Raw genomic sequence first — 15,796 nt, forward strand, 5'->3', positions numbered from 1 at the left:
GGCAGCCACGACCCGGACCACGGGCCCTCGCCGCTCTCGGTGACCCAGGCTCCCGATGCCTCCTTCGGCCCGGGCAGCCACGCCGTCACGCTGACGGCCTTCGACGGGGAGGCGAGCGCTCAGTGCGTGGGCACCGTCACCGTGGTGGACACCTCGAAGCCCACCATCACCTGCCCCCTCTCGGTGGACGTCCAGGTGGGCCTGGGCTCCAACCTCGACCTGGGGGTCGCGGTGCGGTACGCCGTCTCGGCCAGGGACAACTGCGGCCCGGCGCCCGTCACCTGCTCGCACCCCTCCGGTACGCTCTTCCCGCTGGGCCTGACGCGCGTCACCTGCACCGCGAAGGACGGCTCCGGTAACACGGCCTCGTGTGACTTCGGGGTGCGGGTGAGCCTCGGCGTCTCGTTGCCCTGAGCCCGACCCACCCGCTGTCACCGCGAGCACCCGCCTCGGAGCCCCCGCCGGGGCGGGTTCTCACGGTCTGAAAATCGCTGGGAATTCAGCACCTTCCCCTTCAGGTGTCCGGGGGCCAACGAGATTTGACCTCACGGCAAAGTTACCCCCTACCTGCGCGAACGCACCTGGGGTAGGGTGCACCCCCGTGTCAGCTCCGACACCCTAGGTGTCGCACGGGACCCTTTCCCCCCCAAGGGTCGCCACACGAGGGAAGACGCATGGGTAACGCACTCCGCCTGCTTCCGACTGCCCCCCAGCCGGTCAACTCCGTCTCCGCCCTGGCCGCACCCGTCCTGGCCACCCTCTGGGGTGACCGGATGCCCTTCGAGGACGCGGGGACACGGAGCCACCCGATGCTGAACACGTCAGAACTCTACGCGCGCATCTGCGTGAGGGACCCGTACTTCGCGCTGCGCGAGGTGACGGAGATGGGCCCGGGCGAGGTGCTGGCGCGGGTGCCGGTGGAGCAGGAGCCCGGGGCGGAGGCCTCGCCCATCAACGCTGCCGAGGTGGGGCGGCACCTGGCCATCCTCGGCTCGTGCGCGGCGTCGCTGGTGAACCCCAAGGACGGGCAGCACTACTACCTGGCCCGGCGCGCGCGGCTGGAGCGGCTGCACCACGGCCCCCAGGGGCGCTTCGACGAGGACCTGTGGGGCCTGGCGCAGGCGCGCTTCACGGACAAGCGCAGCGCGCTGGCGCACATGGTGCTCGCGAGCCCCGACGGCCTGCCGCTCTTCTCGCTCGAGGTGGACTACAACGTGCTGTCCGCGCAGGCCTTCCTGCGCCTCTTCCAGGGAGCCCGGCTGGAGATGCGCCGCGAGCCCCGGGCCGAGCGCGCGCCGCGGGGCGCCATGCCGGGCGACTTCGCCGCCATGCGGCAGAACCCCCACCGCCTGCCGCTGGCGCTGCGCGACCACGTGCGCGACGGCGAGTGCCTGAAGGCCCAGCTGGGGCCGGTGAACGCCGACCACTGCAAGGGCCACTTCGCCCTGCACCCGGTGCTGCCGGTGGCGGTGGTGATGAGCGGGCTGTCTGGGCTGGCCGGCACGCTGCTGCGCCAACTGCTGGGCAACGAGCAGGCGCGCTACCTGGTGACGCGGGGCGAGGTGCGCGCCGAGAGCCTCGCCTTCGCCGGGGAGACGGTGACGTTCGGCGCCCACCGCCACGGCGTGGAGGGCTCCGACCACCGCTTCTACTGCTGGGCCTCGGTGGGCGAGCGCCTCATCGGCGTGATGGACCTGACGCTCACCCCGCTGGAGTGAGCCTCACTCCCAGGAAATTTCGTAGTCCACCGAGTCGATGTTGAGCGTGTGGGCCTTCACGGTGCCCTTGAAGCCCAGCGCCTCCAGGGCGCCTTCGAAGATGCCCACATGGTAGGCGGCCGGCTGCATGTCGCCGCGGTAGGCGATGATGCAGGCCTTGGGGCCGGCGGGGCGATGCTCGCGCGTGCCGTACGTCACCACGGTGCTGAAGGCCACGCGCGTCTGGGCGAAGAGCCGCTGCGGGTCCCCCTTGCCGAGGATGCCGAAGACGACCTGGCCCGGGCCCTTGGAGAAGCGCCCCACGCAGGCCCTGCCACAGGCGTTGAACACCACGTCGGCCGGGCCCAGCTTCTCCTCCAGCACGTCCGCCGCGCTGTAGAGCAGGGTGAGGTAGTCCGCGGCCGGGTAGGTGCGCAGCTCGCTGATGTCCTTGGTCAGCGCGCCGGTGCGCACCTGCCGCAGCGCCTCCATGCCCCCCTTCTGCTCGATGAGATCGAACACCACCTTGAAGAAGAGGCCTCGGACGGCGTCGCCCGGTTTGGTGACGGCGATGCGCGCGGCGAGTTCGGTCTTGTTGGAGGGCATGGTTTGGGTCCACCTGGAAGCTTAACGCCCCATTGCCGCAGGTCGAGAATTTGGGACTTCGGGTAGGAAACGCGCTCCCAACCCTCCCCGGGGGCGCGAGCGGACTTCGCTTGACTCCCCGTGCGCTGGCACGGAAAAGCCCGGGGCGAGGCGCCGGCCCGCCTCCTCTTCTTCTCCGGGCCGCCTGGGAGTCCGACGCGTGAAGCTCGCCACCCTCAACGACGGAACCCGCGATGGACGGCTCATCGTCGTCAAGCGGGACAACTCCGCCTACGCGCTCGCCACCCACGTGGCCCTGACGCTCCAGGCCGCGCTCGATACGTGGGACGAGACGGAGCCCAGGCTGCGCGCGCTCGCCGAGGAGCTCGAGGCCGGCCGCGTGCGGAGCCACCCCGTCGACGTGCGCGCCCTGCTCTCGCCGCTGCCCCGCGCCTACGAGTGGGTGGATGGCAGCGCCTACCTCAACCACGTCATCCTCGTGCGCAAGGCGCGCAACGCCGAGCCCCCGCCCACGATGAAGACGGACCCGCTCGTCTACCAGGGGGGCTCCGGCACCTTCCTCGCGCCCACGCAGGACCTGCCCCTGCACGACGAGGCGTGGGGCATGGACTACGAGTCCGAGGTGGCCGTCATCCTCGGTGACGTGCCGCTGGGCACCCAGGCGAAGGACGCGGCGCCGTACGTGAAGCTGGTGATGCTCGTCAACGACGTCACCCTGCGCAACCTCATCCCCAACGAGCTGGCCAAGGGCTTCGGCTTCTTCCAGGGCAAGCCCTCCAGCGCCTTCAGCCCCTTCGCCCTCACCCCGGACGAGCTCGGCCCCGCGTGGAAGGACGGCCGCGTCCACCTGCGCCTGCGCTCCACCCTCAACGGGCAGGTGGTGGGGGACACCGACGCCGGCCCGGAGATGCACTTCTCCTTCTTCGACCTCATCCAGCACATCTCCAAGACGCGCCCCTTCACCGCCGGCACCATCCTCGGCAGCGGCACCGTCTCCAACGAGGATCGCGCCCGCGGCATCTCGTGCCTCGCCGAGCGCCGGATGATCGAGACCATCGAGACGGGCTCGCCCAAGACGCCCTTCATGAAGGTGGGGGACACCATCGACATCGAGATGTTCGGCCCGGATGGAAGCAGCCTCTTCGGATGCATCTCCCAGAAGGTGGTGAAGCCATGAAGCTCTACAGTTACTGGCGCTCGTCGTGCTCGTGGCGCGTGCGCATCGCGCTCCACCTCAAGGGCCTGTCCTACGAGTACGTGCCGGTGCACCTGGTGAAGGACGGGGGCGAGCAGCACAGCGAGGCCTACCGCGCCATCAACCCCATGCGCACCGTGCCCACGCTGGAGCTCACCGAGGGCGGCCAGGTGCGCCGCCTGTCCCAGTCGCTCGCCATCCTCGAGTACCTGGAGGAGCGTCACCCCTCGCCCGCCCTGCTGCCGGCCGACCCGTACCTCCGCGCCCGGTGCCGGATGTTGTCCGAGATGGTGAACTCGGGGATTCAGCCGCTGCAGAACCTGGCCGTGCTGCAGCGCATCAAGGGGGAGCTCAAGGGCGACGACAAGGCGTGGTGCGCCTATTGGATTGATCGGGGGCTCGCGGCCTTCCAGACGGCCCTCCAGGAGACGGCGGGGACGTACTGCCTGGGCCGCGAGGTGTCGTTCGCGGACATCTGCCTGGTGCCCCAACTCTACGGCGCCCGGCGTTTCGGGGTAGACCTCGGGCCGTACGAGCTGCTCACCCGCATCGAGGCGGCCTGCGCCAGCCTCCCCGCCTTCCAGGCGGCCCATGCGGATCGGCAGCCCGACGCGCAGCCGGCTTGAGTCGGTTGCGCCGCGGCACCTGAACAGGAAGCACCGAAGGAGGCGACGAATGGCGAAGGTCGAGTCTCTGGGCATCAAGGGGTTGGAGAGTGTCCACTGGTACGTGCACGACCTGGAGCGCAGCCGGCGCTTCTACGTGGACGGGCTGGACTTCGCGGAGCAGGGCGTCTCCTCGCCGGAGCTGGAGAAGCAGGGCCGGCAGAAGTCCGCCGTCTTCCAGGCGGGCAACATCGTGCTGGTGGTGAGCCAGCCGGTGGGCGAGGGCGGTCGCGCCTGGCGCTACCTGCGCAAGCACCCGGACGGGGTGGGCACCCTCAACTACCAGGTGGAGGACATCGACAAGACGTACCGCCTGCTGGAGCAGCGGGGCGCCACCTTCATCAACGACATCGAGCGCCACACCGACGCGAAGGGCGGCAAGCTGGCGCAGTTCTCCATCGCCACGCCCTTCGGCGACACCACCTTCCGCTTCATCCAGCGCGAGGGCTACCAGGCCCTCTACCCGGGCTTCATGCAGTACGAGAAGCCGCGCGGCGGCGCCAACCGCTATGGCTTCACGCACATCGACCACATCACGTCCAACTTCCAGACGATGAGGCCCATGCTCCTGTGGATGGAGCACGTGATGGGCTTCGAGAAGTTCTGGGAGATCCAGTTCCACACCGAGGACGTGGCGGCCAAGCAGAAGCGCGAGCACGGCTCGGGCCTGCGCTCCGAGGTGATGTGGGACCCCGTGAGCCGGGTGAAGTTCGCCAACAACGAGCCCCTGAAGCCCTTCTTCAAGGCCTCGCAGATCAACATCTTCAACGAGGACCACAAGGGCGACGGCGTGCAGCACCTGGCCCTGGTGGTGAAGGACATCCTCACCGCGGTGAAGGAGATGCGCGAGCGGGCGGGCATCTCCTTCATGCCCACCCCGGGCACGTACTACGACGCGCTGCCCGAGCGCATCCAGCGGCTGGGCATCAAGAAGATCGACGAGGACATCCAGGTGCTGCGCGACCTGGAGGTGCTCGTGGACGGGGGCGGGGAGCACAGCTACCTGCTGCAGATCTTCATGAAGGACGCGGCGGCTCTTTATAAGGACCCGAGCGCGGGCCCGTTCTTCTACGAGATCATCCAGCGCAAGGGAGACCAGGGCTTCGGTGGCGGCAACTTCCGCGCCCTGTTCGAGAGCATCGAGCGCCAGCAGAAGGCGGAAGGGCGGCTGTAGTCCGCCCCCGTCTCAGGGGTGCAGCTTCTCGTGCCGGGCGAGCATCTCGACGAACTGGGAGATGCGCCTGGCACGGGTCTCGGGCTTCTTCGCGGTGTGGATGCGGAACAGCACCGCGTAGCGGTTCGTCGCGTCGAGCGTGGAGAAGAACTCGGCCGCCCGGGCGTTCGCGGCGAGGGCGGCCGAGAGATCCTCGGGCACGGTCGCGCGGCTCGGTGAGTCGTAGGCCGCCTCCCAGCGTCCGTCCTGCTTCGCGCGCTCGACCTGCTCCAGCCCTGGCGGCTTCATCTCGCCCGAGGCGATGAGCGCCAGGGCCTTCTCGCGGTTGATCTTGGACCAGATGCTCCTGGCGCCGCGCGGCGTGAACTTCTGGAGCCACGCCGTGTCGTCGTGGCTCCTCTTCTGTCCGTCGATCCACCCCCACGCGAGCGCCACCTCGAGCGCCTGCGCGTAGTTGATCGACTCGATGCCAGACGCCTTCTTGGCGAGCTTCAGCCACACGCCGCGCGACGACGCGTGGTTCGAGGCCAGCCACGTGGACCACGCGCGCGGCTGCGCGAAGGAGATGATCGGTAGCTCCCCCACGGGCGCTGGCTTCACCTTCGGCGTCTTCGCCTTCGCTGTCTTCGCTGTCGGCGTCTTCGCCTTGGGCGTCTTCGTCACGGCCTTCTTCGCGGGGCTCATCGGGTCCTCATTCGGTGCGGGCGCTTCAGGGCTCACTCGCGGAAGTTGGAGCCACCATCGACGTTCCAGATCTGCCCGTTCACCCACGAGCTGTCATCGGAGAGCAGGAAGCAGATGGCGTTCGCGAGATCCTCGGGGCGACCGAGTCGGTTCAGGGTGGTGTTGGCGCGCAGCCGGGTCTTGAACTCCTCGCTCATCGTGCGCAGCGCGGTCTCGCTCATGACGGCGCCGGGCGTGACCCCATTGCACCGGATGTTCTCCGGCCCCCAGCGTCGGGCGACGTGGCGGGTGAGGGCGTTGATGCCGGCCTTGGAGGCGGCGTAGGCCGGCCGGGTCGCCTCGCCGACGAAGGCCGCGCCCGACGAGGTGTTCACGATGGCGCCGCCGCCGCTCTTCTGGAGGTGGGGGAGGACGGCGCGGCAGGTGTGGGCGTAGCCGGTGAGGTTCACGCGGAAGGTCCGCTCCCAGACGGCGGTGTCCATCTCGAGCAGGTCCCGGTCCCGGCCGATGGTCTCGGGGGAGAGGTCGGCTCCGATGTTGGCCAGTCCGTCCACGCCACCGAAGGCGTCCACCGCGAGCTGTACCAGGTCGCGCACCGAGGCCTCGTCCGCCAGGTCGAATCGGGCCGCCTTCGCCTCGCCCCCCGCCGCGGCGATGCGTCTGACGGTGGCCTCGGCCCCCTCCAGGTTGATGTCCCCGACGAGCACGCGTGCGCCCTCGGCGGCCAGCCGCTCGGCCGTCGCGGCGCCGATGCCCGTCGCGCCACCAGCGATGATGATCCTCTTGCCTTTCAGTCCTCGCATCGCTTCCTTCCCTCCCGTCCCCTTGGGGGACTCCTCAAACGGATACCCACCTCAGTTCCACTCTTCCGCGGGAGCGCAGAGCTGCTGACGCAGCTGCGCCACCGGCGTCTCCCAGTGCGACTCCCACGGGAAGCTGGCGAAGTGCCGGGACCTGCCGCCGCGCCGGAACGCGGCCCACAGCCGCCGCCTGTACTCGCCCGCGTCGAACTGGGGCACGCGCTTGTGAAGGTCCCGCGACGAGAAGAGGAGGATGAGCACCGCGGTGGGGAGGTGGAGGTTGCCCAGGATGAACGCCTGGAGCTCCATCTCGCCCACGACGTCGGTCTTGTAGCCCGTCACCACGTGGAAGAGGTCATGCGTCTCGCGCACACGCTTGCCGATGTACTGGAGGTCGGTGGTCACCGGCTGGGTGGTCGGGAACGGTTGGATGTTGTTGTCCTGGAAGTAGCGCATGAGCTCGCGGCCGAGCGTTCCCGACGGCAGCTTCTCCAGCGCCTCCAGGTCCAGGTCTCCCGCCCGCAGTGAAGGCCGCTCGGAGAGGAGCCGACGCCCCTCTTCACTCCGGGAGAACGTGCGGACCAGCGACTTGTAGACATCGATATCCAGGCACTCGTTGAACAGGGGGCCGTAGACCGGGTCCGAGGCGTCGCGCTTCAGGACCTCCAGGGCCTGCCAGGCCGTGCGCAGGCGCGTGAGCAGCGAGGCGTTCTCGGGCAGGGAGGGAGGCGGGGGGACAACGTCGGACATGGAGGCTCCAGATGAAAGGTCGGAGGTGCAATCAGATCATCTCCTGCTTTCGCTGCCTCGCGAAGGGGGGCGACAAACGCGCTGCGGGGGGGAGGCGGCTCCGGTTAGGGTTGCCGACAGCCCAGTGACACCAGGAGAGCGGATGACGACGATCAACGCGGCGGCGAGCGGCACCTTCCGGATTGGCGGCGACCTCGAGGTGAACCGGCTCGGGTTCGGTGCGATGCGCATCACCGGCAACGGCATCTGGGGGGACCCGGAAGATCCGAAGGAGGCACGACGGACCGTGGCGCGCGTTCCCGAGCTGGGGCTCAACTTCATCGATACCGCCGACAGCTATGGTCCCGCCACCAGCGAGGAGATCCTCGCGGAGGTCCTCGCGCCGTACAAGCGCGGCCTGGTCATCGCCACCAAGGGGGGGTTGACCCGGCACGGGCCCAACCTCTGGCTCCCCGTCGGTCGGCCCGAGTACCTCAAGCAGTGCGTGCTGATGAGCCTCCGGCGCCTCAAGCTGGAGCGGCTCGAGCTCTGGCAGCTCCATCGCATCGACGCGAAGGTGCCGCGCGACGAGCAGTTCGGGGCCATCGCGGAGCTGCAGCGCGCAGGGCTGATCCGCCACGTCGGGTTGAGCGAGGTCTCCGTCGAGGACATCCAGGCCGCGAGCCGGTTCTTCAAGGTCGCGACGGTGCAGAACCTCTACAACCTCGTGAGCCGCCAGAGCGAGGCGGTGCTCGACCACTGCGAGAAGCACGGCATCGGCTTCATTCCCTGGTACCCGCTCGCCGGGGGTCCGCTGGCCAAGGAGGGCGGGGTGCTCGACACCATCGCCAAGAAGGTCGGTGCCACGCCCTCGCAGGTCGCGCTCGCGTGGGTGCTGAAGCGCTCGCCCGTCATGCTGCCGATTCCGGGGACCGGGAAGGTGAAGCACCTCGAGGAGAACACCGCGGCGGCCACCGTGAAGCTGAGCGACGAGGACTTCCGCGCCCTCGACGCCCAGGGCCAGGAGGCCTGGCGCGCGCAACAGGCCTCGCGGCGCTGAGCCCGTCCTCAGCCCAGGGGCAGGGCCGCCACGGTGGCCTCGGCCGGGCCTTCGCCCACCGCCAGCACCGTCCCCGGCTCCAGATGGTCCCGGTGCACGTACCCCAGCGCCACCACCTGCCCCTGGCGCGGCGAGCGCACCACGGTGGTCAACCAACCCACCTTCTTGCCGTCCTTCTTCAGCTCGGTGCCGGGCGTCGCCTCGGTGGCGCCGAGCAGCAGGCCCGTCAGTTTGCGGTTCATGTGCCCCCGGAAGGTGGCCCGCGCGATGACCTCCTGGCCGATGTAGCACCCCTTGTTGTACGAGATGGCGTGCGTGAGGTTCGCCTCCAGGGGGATGGTGGTCTCCACCATGTCCTGCCCGAAGCGCGGCACGCCCGCCTCCACCCGCAGCACCTCCAGGGCCCGCCAGCCCAGCGGCCTGAGCCCGAAGGCCGGACCCGCCGCCACCAGCGCCTTCCACACCGCCTCCAGCCCGCCGTGAGGCACCAGCAGGTCCACCCCATGCGGCTCCACCCGGGTGGAGCCCACCAGCAGCACCTCCTGGCCCGCCAGGGGGGCGGCCCGGGTGGCGTCCTGGGGCAGGGGAGCGAACGGGCCTCCCAGCGCGGCGCCCAGCAGGTCGGCCGTCCGGGGTCCCAGCAGCCGGAGCACCCCCAGCTCGCCCGAGGCGTCGTGCAGCTCCGCGTCCTCGGAGATGAGGAATTTCTCCAGGAACTCCCGGACCTTGGCGCCCATCCCGGGCTCCACGTCCAGGAGGAGGTCCGCCTCGCGCCGCAGGATGCGGGCGTCCGCCACCATGGCGCCCTTCACGGTGATCATCGCCGCGTAGGTGGCCGCCCCGGCCGCCAGCCCCTTCACTTCCTGGGTCACCATCCCGTGCAGGAAGCTTGCGCGGTCCTCCCCGGTTATCCGCAGCGCTTCACGATAGGTGGCATCATGGAGGGCCACCGCTTCCCGGGCGGCCCGGTATTCCGACTCTCCATCCCCGTAATCGGTCGCCACTTCCCGGCCGTTGACATCCAGGAAGCGGGCGCCTGCCTGCTCATGAAGAAAATGCAGAGACAGCGGTTCCATGTCCGTCGCTATATAGAGGCCCTGGAGTGAATGCCACGATGGATGTGAGACACCTGTCGGACTTCCTGGGTTTCTCGGCCGAGAAGCTCCAGAAGCACAACCTCTTCCAATCCGAGCGCTTCTTCCTGGACGTGTACTGCCTGACTCCCGGCCAGACCCAGAAGCCCCACCGGCACGCCACCTCGGACAAGGTGTACCTCGTCCTCGAGGGGAGCTGCCGCTTTCGCATCGGCACCGACGAGGCCTCCCATGGCCCCGGGGCCGCCCTCTTCGCACCCGCGGGCGTCGAGCACGGCGTCACCAATGATGGCCCCGACAACGCCCGCCTCCTCGTTTTGATGACCCCTCCTCCGGAGCACGCATGAGCAAGAAGGCCAATCCGCCCCCACCCGTCCCGGTCCGTGGTGCCCAGGTGCTGCTCGCCCTGGGCCTCGCCGAGAGCGCGCTCGCCATCTACCAGTGGAGCGAGCTGCTCACCCTGCGTGGTGGCGGCACGACCCAGTGTGGCATCTCCGAGCGCATCAACTGCGAGACGGTGTGGAACTCGCCCTTCGCCAGCGCGGTGCATGAGCTGGTGCGCATGCCGGTGGCCGGGCTCGGCCTGGTGTGGGGCATCGTCGCCGTGGCGCTCTCCGCCCTCTACCTCGTGTGGCGGCGCAACGGGTACACCGTGCGGCCCGCCACCAACGGGCTGCGCCTGACGGCCGCGGCCGGTGTGGCGGCCAGCCTCGTCTTCGCCACCGCGAGCGCGAGCTCCGGCGCCCTGTGTCCCACGTGCCTGGGCACCTATGCCCTCTCGCTCGCCTTCGCCGGCGTGGCCTGGCGCATGCTGCCCGGCCCCGTCCTGCCGCAGGCCGGTGAGTGGGGCCGCGCCCTCCAGTGGACGGGCGGCTTCGCCGTGGCCGGCTACCTCGCGCTGCTCGTGCCCGGCATGCAGACCCCCCGGGCCTCCTCCTCCTCCTCTTCCTCCTCCTCCGAGCAGAGCGCCAGCGCGCCCGTCACGCCCCTCCCGGCGTCGCTGGAGGCGTACCTGGGCAGCCTCACCCCGAAGGAGCAGCAGGCCGTCTCCAACGCGCTCGCCCGCTACCGTCAGGAGGAGCCCCTGGCGGCCCATGCGCCCGCTCGCCTCCGCTACGGGCCCGAGAACGCGCCGGTGAAGATGGTCGAGTGGACGGACAGCCGGTGCCCCCACTGCAAGTCCCTGGTGGAGACCCTCACCCTCATGAAGAAGCGCCTCCCCGAGGGCAAGCTGTCGCTGGAGGCCCGCCAGTTCCCGCTCGACGCGGCCTGCAACCCCGCCATGCCCCCGCGGGCCGTCGACCCCACGGGCATCCGTTGCCTGGCCGCCAAGGCGCAGGTCTGCCTCGAGGGCGCCCCTGACTTCTGGTCGCTGCGCGAGAAGCTCTTCGCCGAGCAGGCCACGCTCTCGTCCGGCAAGGTGATGGACATCCTCTCCTCCGGCTCCGTCGAGCGCTCGCAGCTCGAGGAGTGCGTCGCCAGACAGGAGACGGGCCGGAAGATCGTCGAGGACGTGGAGTACGCGATGAAGCACCACCTGGAGGGCACGCCGCTCGTGGTCATCAACGGCCGCACCGCGCCGCCCATCGAGCCCTTCCTGTACGCCATCATCCTGGCGGACGGGGATGCCAACGCCGCGGCCTTCAGCCTGCTGCCGCAGCCTCAGCCGCAGGCCCTGCAGGCCCACGACCACCCGCACTGAGTGGGCCGCGATGGGTAAGCGCGACAAGAAGCCCGAGTCGCCCGCCCCGGCGGCGCCCTTCCACAACCCCTTCGCCGCCCTGGGGCTCAAGCGCGAGGAGCTGCCCGCCGGGCCGGCTCCCGCGCCGGTGAAGAAGGCCGAGGAGCCCAAGGGCCCCGCGCGCGCCGTGGTGCGCATGGAGCGCAAGGGCCGTGGTGGCAAGGAGGTGACGGTGGTGGAGCAGCTCGGGCTGCCGGCCGCGGAGCTGGAGAAGTGGCTGAAGGCCCTCAAGGGTGGCCTCGGCTGCGGCGGCACCGTGGAGGACGACACCCTGGTGCTGCAAGGGGACCAGCGCGAGCGCCTGCCCGCGCTCCTGGAGGCCCGAGGCGTGCGCCGCGTCACCGTGGGCTGAGGGCCCGCCGTGGAGTTGGGGAGGTGGCGCTGCTGACCTGGCCCATATGTCTTGTTGGGAGATGCGGCTTGTCCACCCGTCTTGTTGGCCAGCTTCTGGCGGGCCTGGGCCAGCGCTCCTTGTTGGGCTTGCTGTCCCTGGTCGTTTTGCTGCTCCAGTCCGCGTGCGCCACGGGCTCACCTCGGTGGGCTGGAGCGCGGCGTGGCGTTCCCTCGAGCTACAAGCAGTCGTGTGCGCTCAACCCCGGATGTGCGGCTCCCGCGGCGAGCGGGGAGTTCGTCGTCCCCGCCACGGTGCGAAAGATCGTGCAGGCGGCTGAGACCGTTCAGGGCCTCCTCACCCTCAAGGAGTTCCTCGACGAGGCGGAGGTGGCTCGGGTCGAGGAGGTGCTCATCCAGTGCGCCAAGGAAGCCGACTCCTAGGTCAATCAACGGGAGTACCCCAAGGAGGGCTACCCGAGTGATCCCGAGTGTGACCGGGTGGTCGGCAAGAACGCGAAGGGCAAGAGGATAACTCGGGCCATGGAACTGGGAACGATGAAGCATGAGGTGGCCTTCGCCTGTGTCGAGCGAAAGCTTGGTCGGGAATTCTCGGACCACCTCACCCGGGAACCACGCTATGGCAAGAAGCCGCCGGGCGAAGAGTACGCCCTCACCGATGAAGGGACAGGCTCTCTTGTCCCCGACATCGTTCTGCATCTGGTGCGCGACGCCAACAAGGTTCAATTCCTCTACGACTTCCTTTTCCCTTGTACCTCCACGAGCAAGAGCGACCCCCTTGGGTACCAGAAGCGGACGCTGAGCCGGAAGTTGGACAAGTACAAAGACCTCCCAGGGGAGAAACGGAGCGCACTCGTCACGCCTCAGCTTGGAATCAGCCGATGACCGACCACTACCCTCGAATTCGTCTCCGCTCCTCGCGGCCGGACGGCGAGCGCCTCTCCATGCGGGAAGTGGTCAGGCTCGTTCTGCATCTGCCGTTTGACCACCATGAGCTCGCGGAGCGGGTGCGGCGTGCGCTCGATGTCTACCTCGATGCTGTCGGCACCGGGCCGGACGTCTTCTCCGAGTACGATCTTGGCTACGAGCCCTCTTGGCTGCACGCGGACGCTTGGGAGCGGATCCGCGATGAGCTCTCCCCACCTGTCGGACCCCGCTTCCTCGAGGACGTCGAAGACAAACAGACGGTCCACTTCTATGTGAAGAATCAGTTCGAGCGGACCGTGGAGCTGTCCGGTGGCGACTCCGGCGTCAGCGGCTACGGCTTCTTCTACTGGGCTCGTCTCCCATGGCGCGCACGAGCTCCAGTGAAGGACGAGGTCAGCATGGTGAGCTTCTCGTGGCCCACGGAGTACCTCGAGGCGCACGGCCCCGGGAGACTGCGGGAGCTGGCGCTGGAACTGGCCTCATTGCTGCCATTCTCCTCCGGCCATGCCGGCCTCGCCTTCTATTCACCCAGCCCCTTTGGTTCCTCTCTGGAAGGGATTCACGAGGAAGCCTTCCGCTATCCGGGGTTGGATGTGGCACATGGGAGCCTGTCCCTCGGGTCCCGGGTGGATGGCGTGCATTGGCTCAACTTCCTGGGCCATCCGGTACTGGGAGAGTTGGGGGGCGCGGCGGGTCTGCGCTCCCGGCTGCACTCCCCCGGAACCACGGTGCAGGAGCTGGAGGGCGAGCGGGTCGTGGTGACGCTGGGACAGTGGCCCGAGGGCGGAGACCTGACGCAAGGCCGCGACCTCCCCGCGTACCGCGAGCTCGCACGTGTGTTGGAGCCCTGGCTCTACCCATGTCCCAAGTCCCACGACTTCAAGGGCGCGTCTCACGAGGAGACCCTGCGTTGGTGGCGCCGCTTCCTCGACTGACGTCCCGAACTCGCCGTGCTGTACGACCCGGCGACGGGCACCTGGTCCTCCGCGGGCACGATGAGCGTGGGCCGCAGCACCTACTCCGCCACGCCGCTGTCGTCGGGCGACGTGCTCCTGGCCGGGGGTTGGAGTGGGGGTCCGGGGAGCAGCAGCGCCATCAGCGGCACCGAGCTGTTCCTGCCGTGACGAAAGGGAGGGGCCCGCCGCGGTGGGCCCCTTCCACTGCCTGGTGGGGGACTACAGCGCCGCGATGACCGCGTCGGTGAAGTCGCGCGTGGTGGCGCTGCCGCTCAGGTCGCCGGTGCGCACCTTGCCCTCGCCGTACACCTTGGTGAGCGCGTTCTCGAACTTGCGCGCCTCGTCGCGCATGTCCATCCAGTCGAGCATCATCACCGCCGACATCATCAGCGCGGTGGGGTTGGCCAGGCCCTTGCCGGCGATGTCCGGCGCCGTGCCGTGGACCGCCTCGAACACCGCCGTGCGCTCACCGATGTTGGCGCCGGGCACCAGGCCCAGGCCGCCCACCAGGCCCGCGCACAGGTCGCTCATGATGTCCCCGTACAGGTTCTCCATCACCAGCACGTCGTAGCGGGTCGGGTCCTTCACCATCTGCATGCACATGTTGTCGACGATGACTTCCTCGTACTGAATCTCCGGGAACTCCCGGCCCACCTTGCGGGTGCAGTCGAGGAAGAGGCCGTCCGACAACTTCATGATGTTGGCCTTGTGGACGCACGTCACCTTCTTGCGCCCGTGCCGCTTGGCGTACTCGAAGGCGAAGCGGGCGATGCGCGTGGAGGCCTTCTCGGTGATGATCTTCAGCGACTCCACCACGCCCGGGACGATGATGTGCTCCAGGCCGGCGTAGAGGCTCTCGGTGTTCTCGCGCACCACCACGACGTCCACGTCGTCGTAGCGCGTCTTCACGCCGGGCACGCTCTTGACCGGGCGCAGCGAGGAGTAGAGGTCCAGGCGCTTGCGCAGGCCCACGTTGGCCGAGGCCATGCCGCCGCCCACCACCGTGCCCGTGGGGCCCTTGAGCGCCACGCCGCTGCGCAGCACCGCCTCCACCGTCTCGTGGGGCAGGTTGGTGCCGTACTTGGCGATGACCTCGGCGCCCGCGTCCTTGAACTCGAACTCCAGGGGAACCTTGAGCGCCTCCAGGACGCGGAGGGTGGCCGCCATCACCTCGGGGCCGATGCCGTCGCCATTGATGACCGTGACCGTACGCGTATTCGCCATGTCTCGCGCTTGAAGCACAAAACACAGGGGCCCGGAAGGAGGAAAACGCTCCGGCCCCAGCCTGGCTAATGCATCGGTGGAGTCTGGGTGGGAGGCGAGGGCGGCCCCGGGGGGGAGGCGGACTTGCGGCGGGCCCGGCGGCGCGGGGAGAGCGTGGCGTAGGGCCGGTAGAAGGACTCCCACAGGGTGGCGCGGCGCCCACGCGGCCGGCTGCGCAGCTCTCCCAGCGGGGCCCGGGTGAAGAAGGACGCCACGAAGAGGTAGGCGAACACCAGCACCAGCAGGAAGAGGAACGCCATCACGACCCCACCATGGACGGGGCCCACGTGCGCGCGCTCCACGAACTCCTCGAAGCTCTCGGGGGCGGCCGGGTGGCTGTACACCTTGACGAACCAGGAGAGGGTCAGCACCAGCAGGATGGGCCCGTAGGCGCGGTTGAGGCGGGTGGAGATGGAGGAGAAGACCGAGAGCTGGATCTGCGGCCGCTCCATGAGGCTGACCAGCTCGCGCAGGGAGTCCGGGTCCACCGGCTCGCGGCGCAGCATGGGAATCCAGTAGCCCTCCTCCAGCAGCCGCACCCGCCGCATCCACAGGTCGTAATAGCGGTAGCGGCGCGCCTCGATGGTGAGGAAGGACACCACCATCCAGATGCCCACGATGAAGACGACGTGGGAGGCGGTGCTGGAGAAGCCGAAGGAGACGACCGCCGCGGTGGTGGTGAGGGACCAGTTGGTGGTGTTGTCCAGACGTGAGCGCCAGGTGTCCGAGCGACTGAGCTCGCCCCGGAACAACTGGGCCATGGCCGCTTCCGAGATGGAGGGCCCCTCGTACTCGTTCTTGTCCCGCTCGTTACCGTCGTTGACCATCCGGTGTCCTCTCCTGGGTCGCGCAGG

General features: G+C 69.1%; 20 protein-coding genes. 13 read left to right on the forward strand and 7 right to left on the reverse strand.

The genetic code is table 11. The features are described from left to right. Positions 1–414: HYR domain-containing protein (locus tag VF697_RS19035; RefSeq protein ID WP_331096992.1), on the forward strand; the 414-nt coding region annotated here is incomplete at its 5' end. Between the two features lie 260 nt (positions 415–674). Further along, positions 675–1,718 (forward strand): hypothetical protein, encoded by a 1,044-nt coding sequence (locus VF697_RS19040; RefSeq protein ID WP_331096994.1) that lies wholly within the window; start codon positions 675–677, stop codon positions 1,716–1,718. Positions 1,719–1,721: 3 nt separating this feature from the next. On the opposite strand, the gene VF697_RS19045 is transcribed toward VF697_RS19040, so the two are convergent. After that, positions 1,722–2,303: a TIGR02265 family protein gene (locus VF697_RS19045; RefSeq protein ID WP_331096996.1), complete on the reverse strand. Its 582-nt coding sequence runs from the start codon at positions 2,301–2,303 to the stop codon at positions 1,722–1,724. 199 nt (positions 2,304–2,502) lie between these two features. Between VF697_RS19045 and VF697_RS19050 the strand changes: the two genes are divergently transcribed. The 3 genes from VF697_RS19050 to hppD are packed head-to-tail and all read left to right on the forward strand — an operon-like array spanning position 2,503 to position 5,337. Continuing rightward, positions 2,503–3,480: a fumarylacetoacetate hydrolase family protein gene (locus tag VF697_RS19050; protein WP_331096998.1), complete on the forward strand. Its 978-nt coding sequence runs from the start codon at positions 2,503–2,505 to the stop codon at positions 3,478–3,480. Beyond that, entirely contained in the window at positions 3,477–4,124 is a 648-nt protein-coding gene (gene maiA / locus VF697_RS19055; protein ID WP_331097000.1) for a maleylacetoacetate isomerase, read from the forward strand. The genes VF697_RS19050 and maiA overlap by 4 nt, the downstream gene beginning before the upstream one ends. 49 nt (positions 4,125–4,173) lie before the next feature. Further along, positions 4,174–5,337: a 4-hydroxyphenylpyruvate dioxygenase gene (gene hppD, locus VF697_RS19060; protein ID WP_331097002.1), complete on the forward strand. Its 1,164-nt coding sequence runs from the start codon at positions 4,174–4,176 to the stop codon at positions 5,335–5,337. A gap of 12 nt (positions 5,338–5,349) precedes the next feature. Here hppD and VF697_RS19065 read toward each other — a convergent pair whose 3' ends face one another. The 3 genes from VF697_RS19065 to VF697_RS19075 are packed head-to-tail and all read right to left on the reverse strand — an operon-like array spanning position 5,350 to position 7,571. Next, positions 5,350–6,021, reverse strand: a complete 672-nt coding sequence (locus VF697_RS19065) for a YdeI/OmpD-associated family protein (protein WP_331097004.1) — start codon at positions 6,019–6,021, stop codon at positions 5,350–5,352. A 32-nt stretch (positions 6,022–6,053) separates the two neighbouring features. After that, positions 6,054–6,824: an SDR family NAD(P)-dependent oxidoreductase gene (locus tag VF697_RS19070; RefSeq protein WP_331097006.1), complete on the reverse strand. Its 771-nt coding sequence runs from the start codon at positions 6,822–6,824 to the stop codon at positions 6,054–6,056. A 51-nt stretch (positions 6,825–6,875) separates the two neighbouring features. After that, positions 6,876–7,571 (reverse strand): Coq4 family protein, encoded by a 696-nt coding sequence (locus VF697_RS19075; RefSeq protein WP_331097008.1) that lies wholly within the window; start codon positions 7,569–7,571, stop codon positions 6,876–6,878. 142 nt (positions 7,572–7,713) lie between these two features. Between VF697_RS19075 and VF697_RS19080 the strand changes: the two genes are divergently transcribed. Next, positions 7,714–8,610: an aldo/keto reductase gene (locus VF697_RS19080; protein WP_331097009.1), complete on the forward strand. Its 897-nt coding sequence runs from the start codon at positions 7,714–7,716 to the stop codon at positions 8,608–8,610. Between the two features lie 8 nt (positions 8,611–8,618). Here the strand turns inward: VF697_RS19080 and VF697_RS19085 are convergent, their stop codons facing one another. Continuing rightward, on the reverse strand, positions 8,619–9,686 hold the full coding sequence (locus VF697_RS19085; protein ID WP_331097011.1) for a YgfZ/GcvT domain-containing protein: 1,068 nt from the start codon (positions 9,684–9,686) through the stop codon (positions 8,619–8,621). Positions 9,687–9,724: 38 nt separating this feature from the next. Here VF697_RS19085 and VF697_RS19090 point away from each other — a divergent pair, with 38 nt between their 5' ends. From VF697_RS19090 to VF697_RS19120, 7 genes are all read left to right on the forward strand, one after another. Beyond that, complete coding sequence (locus VF697_RS19090; protein WP_331097013.1) at positions 9,725–10,051, forward strand: cupin domain-containing protein; 327 nt, start codon at positions 9,725–9,727, stop codon at positions 10,049–10,051. Further along, complete coding sequence (locus VF697_RS19095; RefSeq protein WP_331097015.1) at positions 10,048–11,406, forward strand: thioredoxin domain-containing protein; 1,359 nt, start codon at positions 10,048–10,050, stop codon at positions 11,404–11,406. The genes VF697_RS19090 and VF697_RS19095 overlap by 4 nt, the downstream gene beginning before the upstream one ends. A 10-nt stretch (positions 11,407–11,416) precedes the next feature. Further along, positions 11,417–11,797 (forward strand): translation initiation factor, encoded by a 381-nt coding sequence (locus VF697_RS19100; RefSeq protein ID WP_331097017.1) that lies wholly within the window; start codon positions 11,417–11,419, stop codon positions 11,795–11,797. Between the two features lie 68 nt (positions 11,798–11,865). Further along, positions 11,866–12,219, forward strand: a complete 354-nt coding sequence (locus VF697_RS19105) for a hypothetical protein (RefSeq protein ID WP_331097019.1) — start codon at positions 11,866–11,868, stop codon at positions 12,217–12,219. A gap of 57 nt (positions 12,220–12,276) precedes the next feature. Beyond that, the gene (locus VF697_RS19110; protein WP_331097021.1) at positions 12,277–12,681 is read left to right on the forward strand and encodes a hypothetical protein; all 405 of its coding nucleotides are present in this window, start codon (positions 12,277–12,279) and stop codon (positions 12,679–12,681) included. Between the two features lie 59 nt (positions 12,682–12,740). Then, the gene (locus tag VF697_RS19115) at positions 12,741–13,658 is read left to right on the forward strand and encodes a type VI immunity family protein (RefSeq protein WP_331097023.1); all 918 of its coding nucleotides are present in this window, start codon (positions 12,741–12,743) and stop codon (positions 13,656–13,658) included. A gap of 15 nt (positions 13,659–13,673) precedes the next feature. Further along, complete coding sequence (locus VF697_RS19120) at positions 13,674–13,847, forward strand: hypothetical protein (RefSeq protein ID WP_331097024.1); 174 nt, start codon at positions 13,674–13,676, stop codon at positions 13,845–13,847. Between the two features lie 51 nt (positions 13,848–13,898). On the opposite strand, the gene VF697_RS19125 is transcribed toward VF697_RS19120, so the two are convergent. Next, positions 13,899–14,903: an isocitrate dehydrogenase (NAD(+)) gene (locus tag VF697_RS19125; RefSeq protein WP_331097026.1), complete on the reverse strand. Its 1,005-nt coding sequence runs from the start codon at positions 14,901–14,903 to the stop codon at positions 13,899–13,901. 65 nt (positions 14,904–14,968) lie between these two features. Beyond that, on the reverse strand, positions 14,969–15,769 hold the full coding sequence (locus VF697_RS19130) for a DUF2270 domain-containing protein (RefSeq protein WP_331097028.1): 801 nt from the start codon (positions 15,767–15,769) through the stop codon (positions 14,969–14,971). Positions 15,770–15,796: the final 27 nt, after the last annotated feature.

This window comes from Archangium sp., assembly GCF_036388035.1.
Taxonomy (GTDB): domain Bacteria; phylum Myxococcota; class Myxococcia; order Myxococcales; family Myxococcaceae; genus Archangium.

What these genes read in the sequence shown, in the direction of transcription:
- VF697_RS19045 (WP_331096996.1), bottom strand. Translation starts at nt 2,303, where the DNA reads ATGCCCTCCAACAAGACCGAACTCGCCGCGCGCATCGCCGTCACCAAA.
- hppD (WP_331097002.1), top strand. Translation starts at nt 4,174, where the DNA reads ATGGCGAAGGTCGAGTCTCTGGGCATCAAGGGGTTGGAGAGTGTCCAC.
- VF697_RS19085 (WP_331097011.1), bottom strand. Translation starts at nt 9,686, where the DNA reads ATGGAACCGCTGTCTCTGCATTTTCTTCATGAGCAGGCAGGCGCCCGC.
- VF697_RS19090 (WP_331097013.1), top strand. Translation starts at nt 9,725, where the DNA reads ATGGATGTGAGACACCTGTCGGACTTCCTGGGTTTCTCGGCCGAGAAG.
- VF697_RS19125 (WP_331097026.1), bottom strand. Translation starts at nt 14,903, where the DNA reads ATGGCGAATACGCGTACGGTCACGGTCATCAATGGCGACGGCATCGGC.
- VF697_RS19115 (WP_331097023.1), top strand. Translation starts at nt 12,741, where the DNA reads ATGCGGGAAGTGGTCAGGCTCGTTCTGCATCTGCCGTTTGACCACCAT.
- VF697_RS19065 (WP_331097004.1), bottom strand. Translation starts at nt 6,021, where the DNA reads ATGAGCCCCGCGAAGAAGGCCGTGACGAAGACGCCCAAGGCGAAGACG.
- maiA (WP_331097000.1), top strand. Translation starts at nt 3,477, where the DNA reads ATGAAGCTCTACAGTTACTGGCGCTCGTCGTGCTCGTGGCGCGTGCGC.
- VF697_RS19130 (WP_331097028.1), bottom strand. Translation starts at nt 15,769, where the DNA reads ATGGTCAACGACGGTAACGAGCGGGACAAGAACGAGTACGAGGGGCCC.
- VF697_RS19100 (WP_331097017.1), top strand. Translation starts at nt 11,417, where the DNA reads ATGGGTAAGCGCGACAAGAAGCCCGAGTCGCCCGCCCCGGCGGCGCCC.
- VF697_RS19075 (WP_331097008.1), bottom strand. Translation starts at nt 7,571, where the DNA reads ATGTCCGACGTTGTCCCCCCGCCTCCCTCCCTGCCCGAGAACGCCTCG.
- VF697_RS19040 (WP_331096994.1), top strand. Translation starts at nt 675, where the DNA reads ATGGGTAACGCACTCCGCCTGCTTCCGACTGCCCCCCAGCCGGTCAAC.
- VF697_RS19080 (WP_331097009.1), top strand. Translation starts at nt 7,714, where the DNA reads ATGACGACGATCAACGCGGCGGCGAGCGGCACCTTCCGGATTGGCGGC.
- VF697_RS19095 (WP_331097015.1), top strand. Translation starts at nt 10,048, where the DNA reads ATGAGCAAGAAGGCCAATCCGCCCCCACCCGTCCCGGTCCGTGGTGCC.
- VF697_RS19070 (WP_331097006.1), bottom strand. Translation starts at nt 6,824, where the DNA reads ATGCGAGGACTGAAAGGCAAGAGGATCATCATCGCTGGTGGCGCGACG.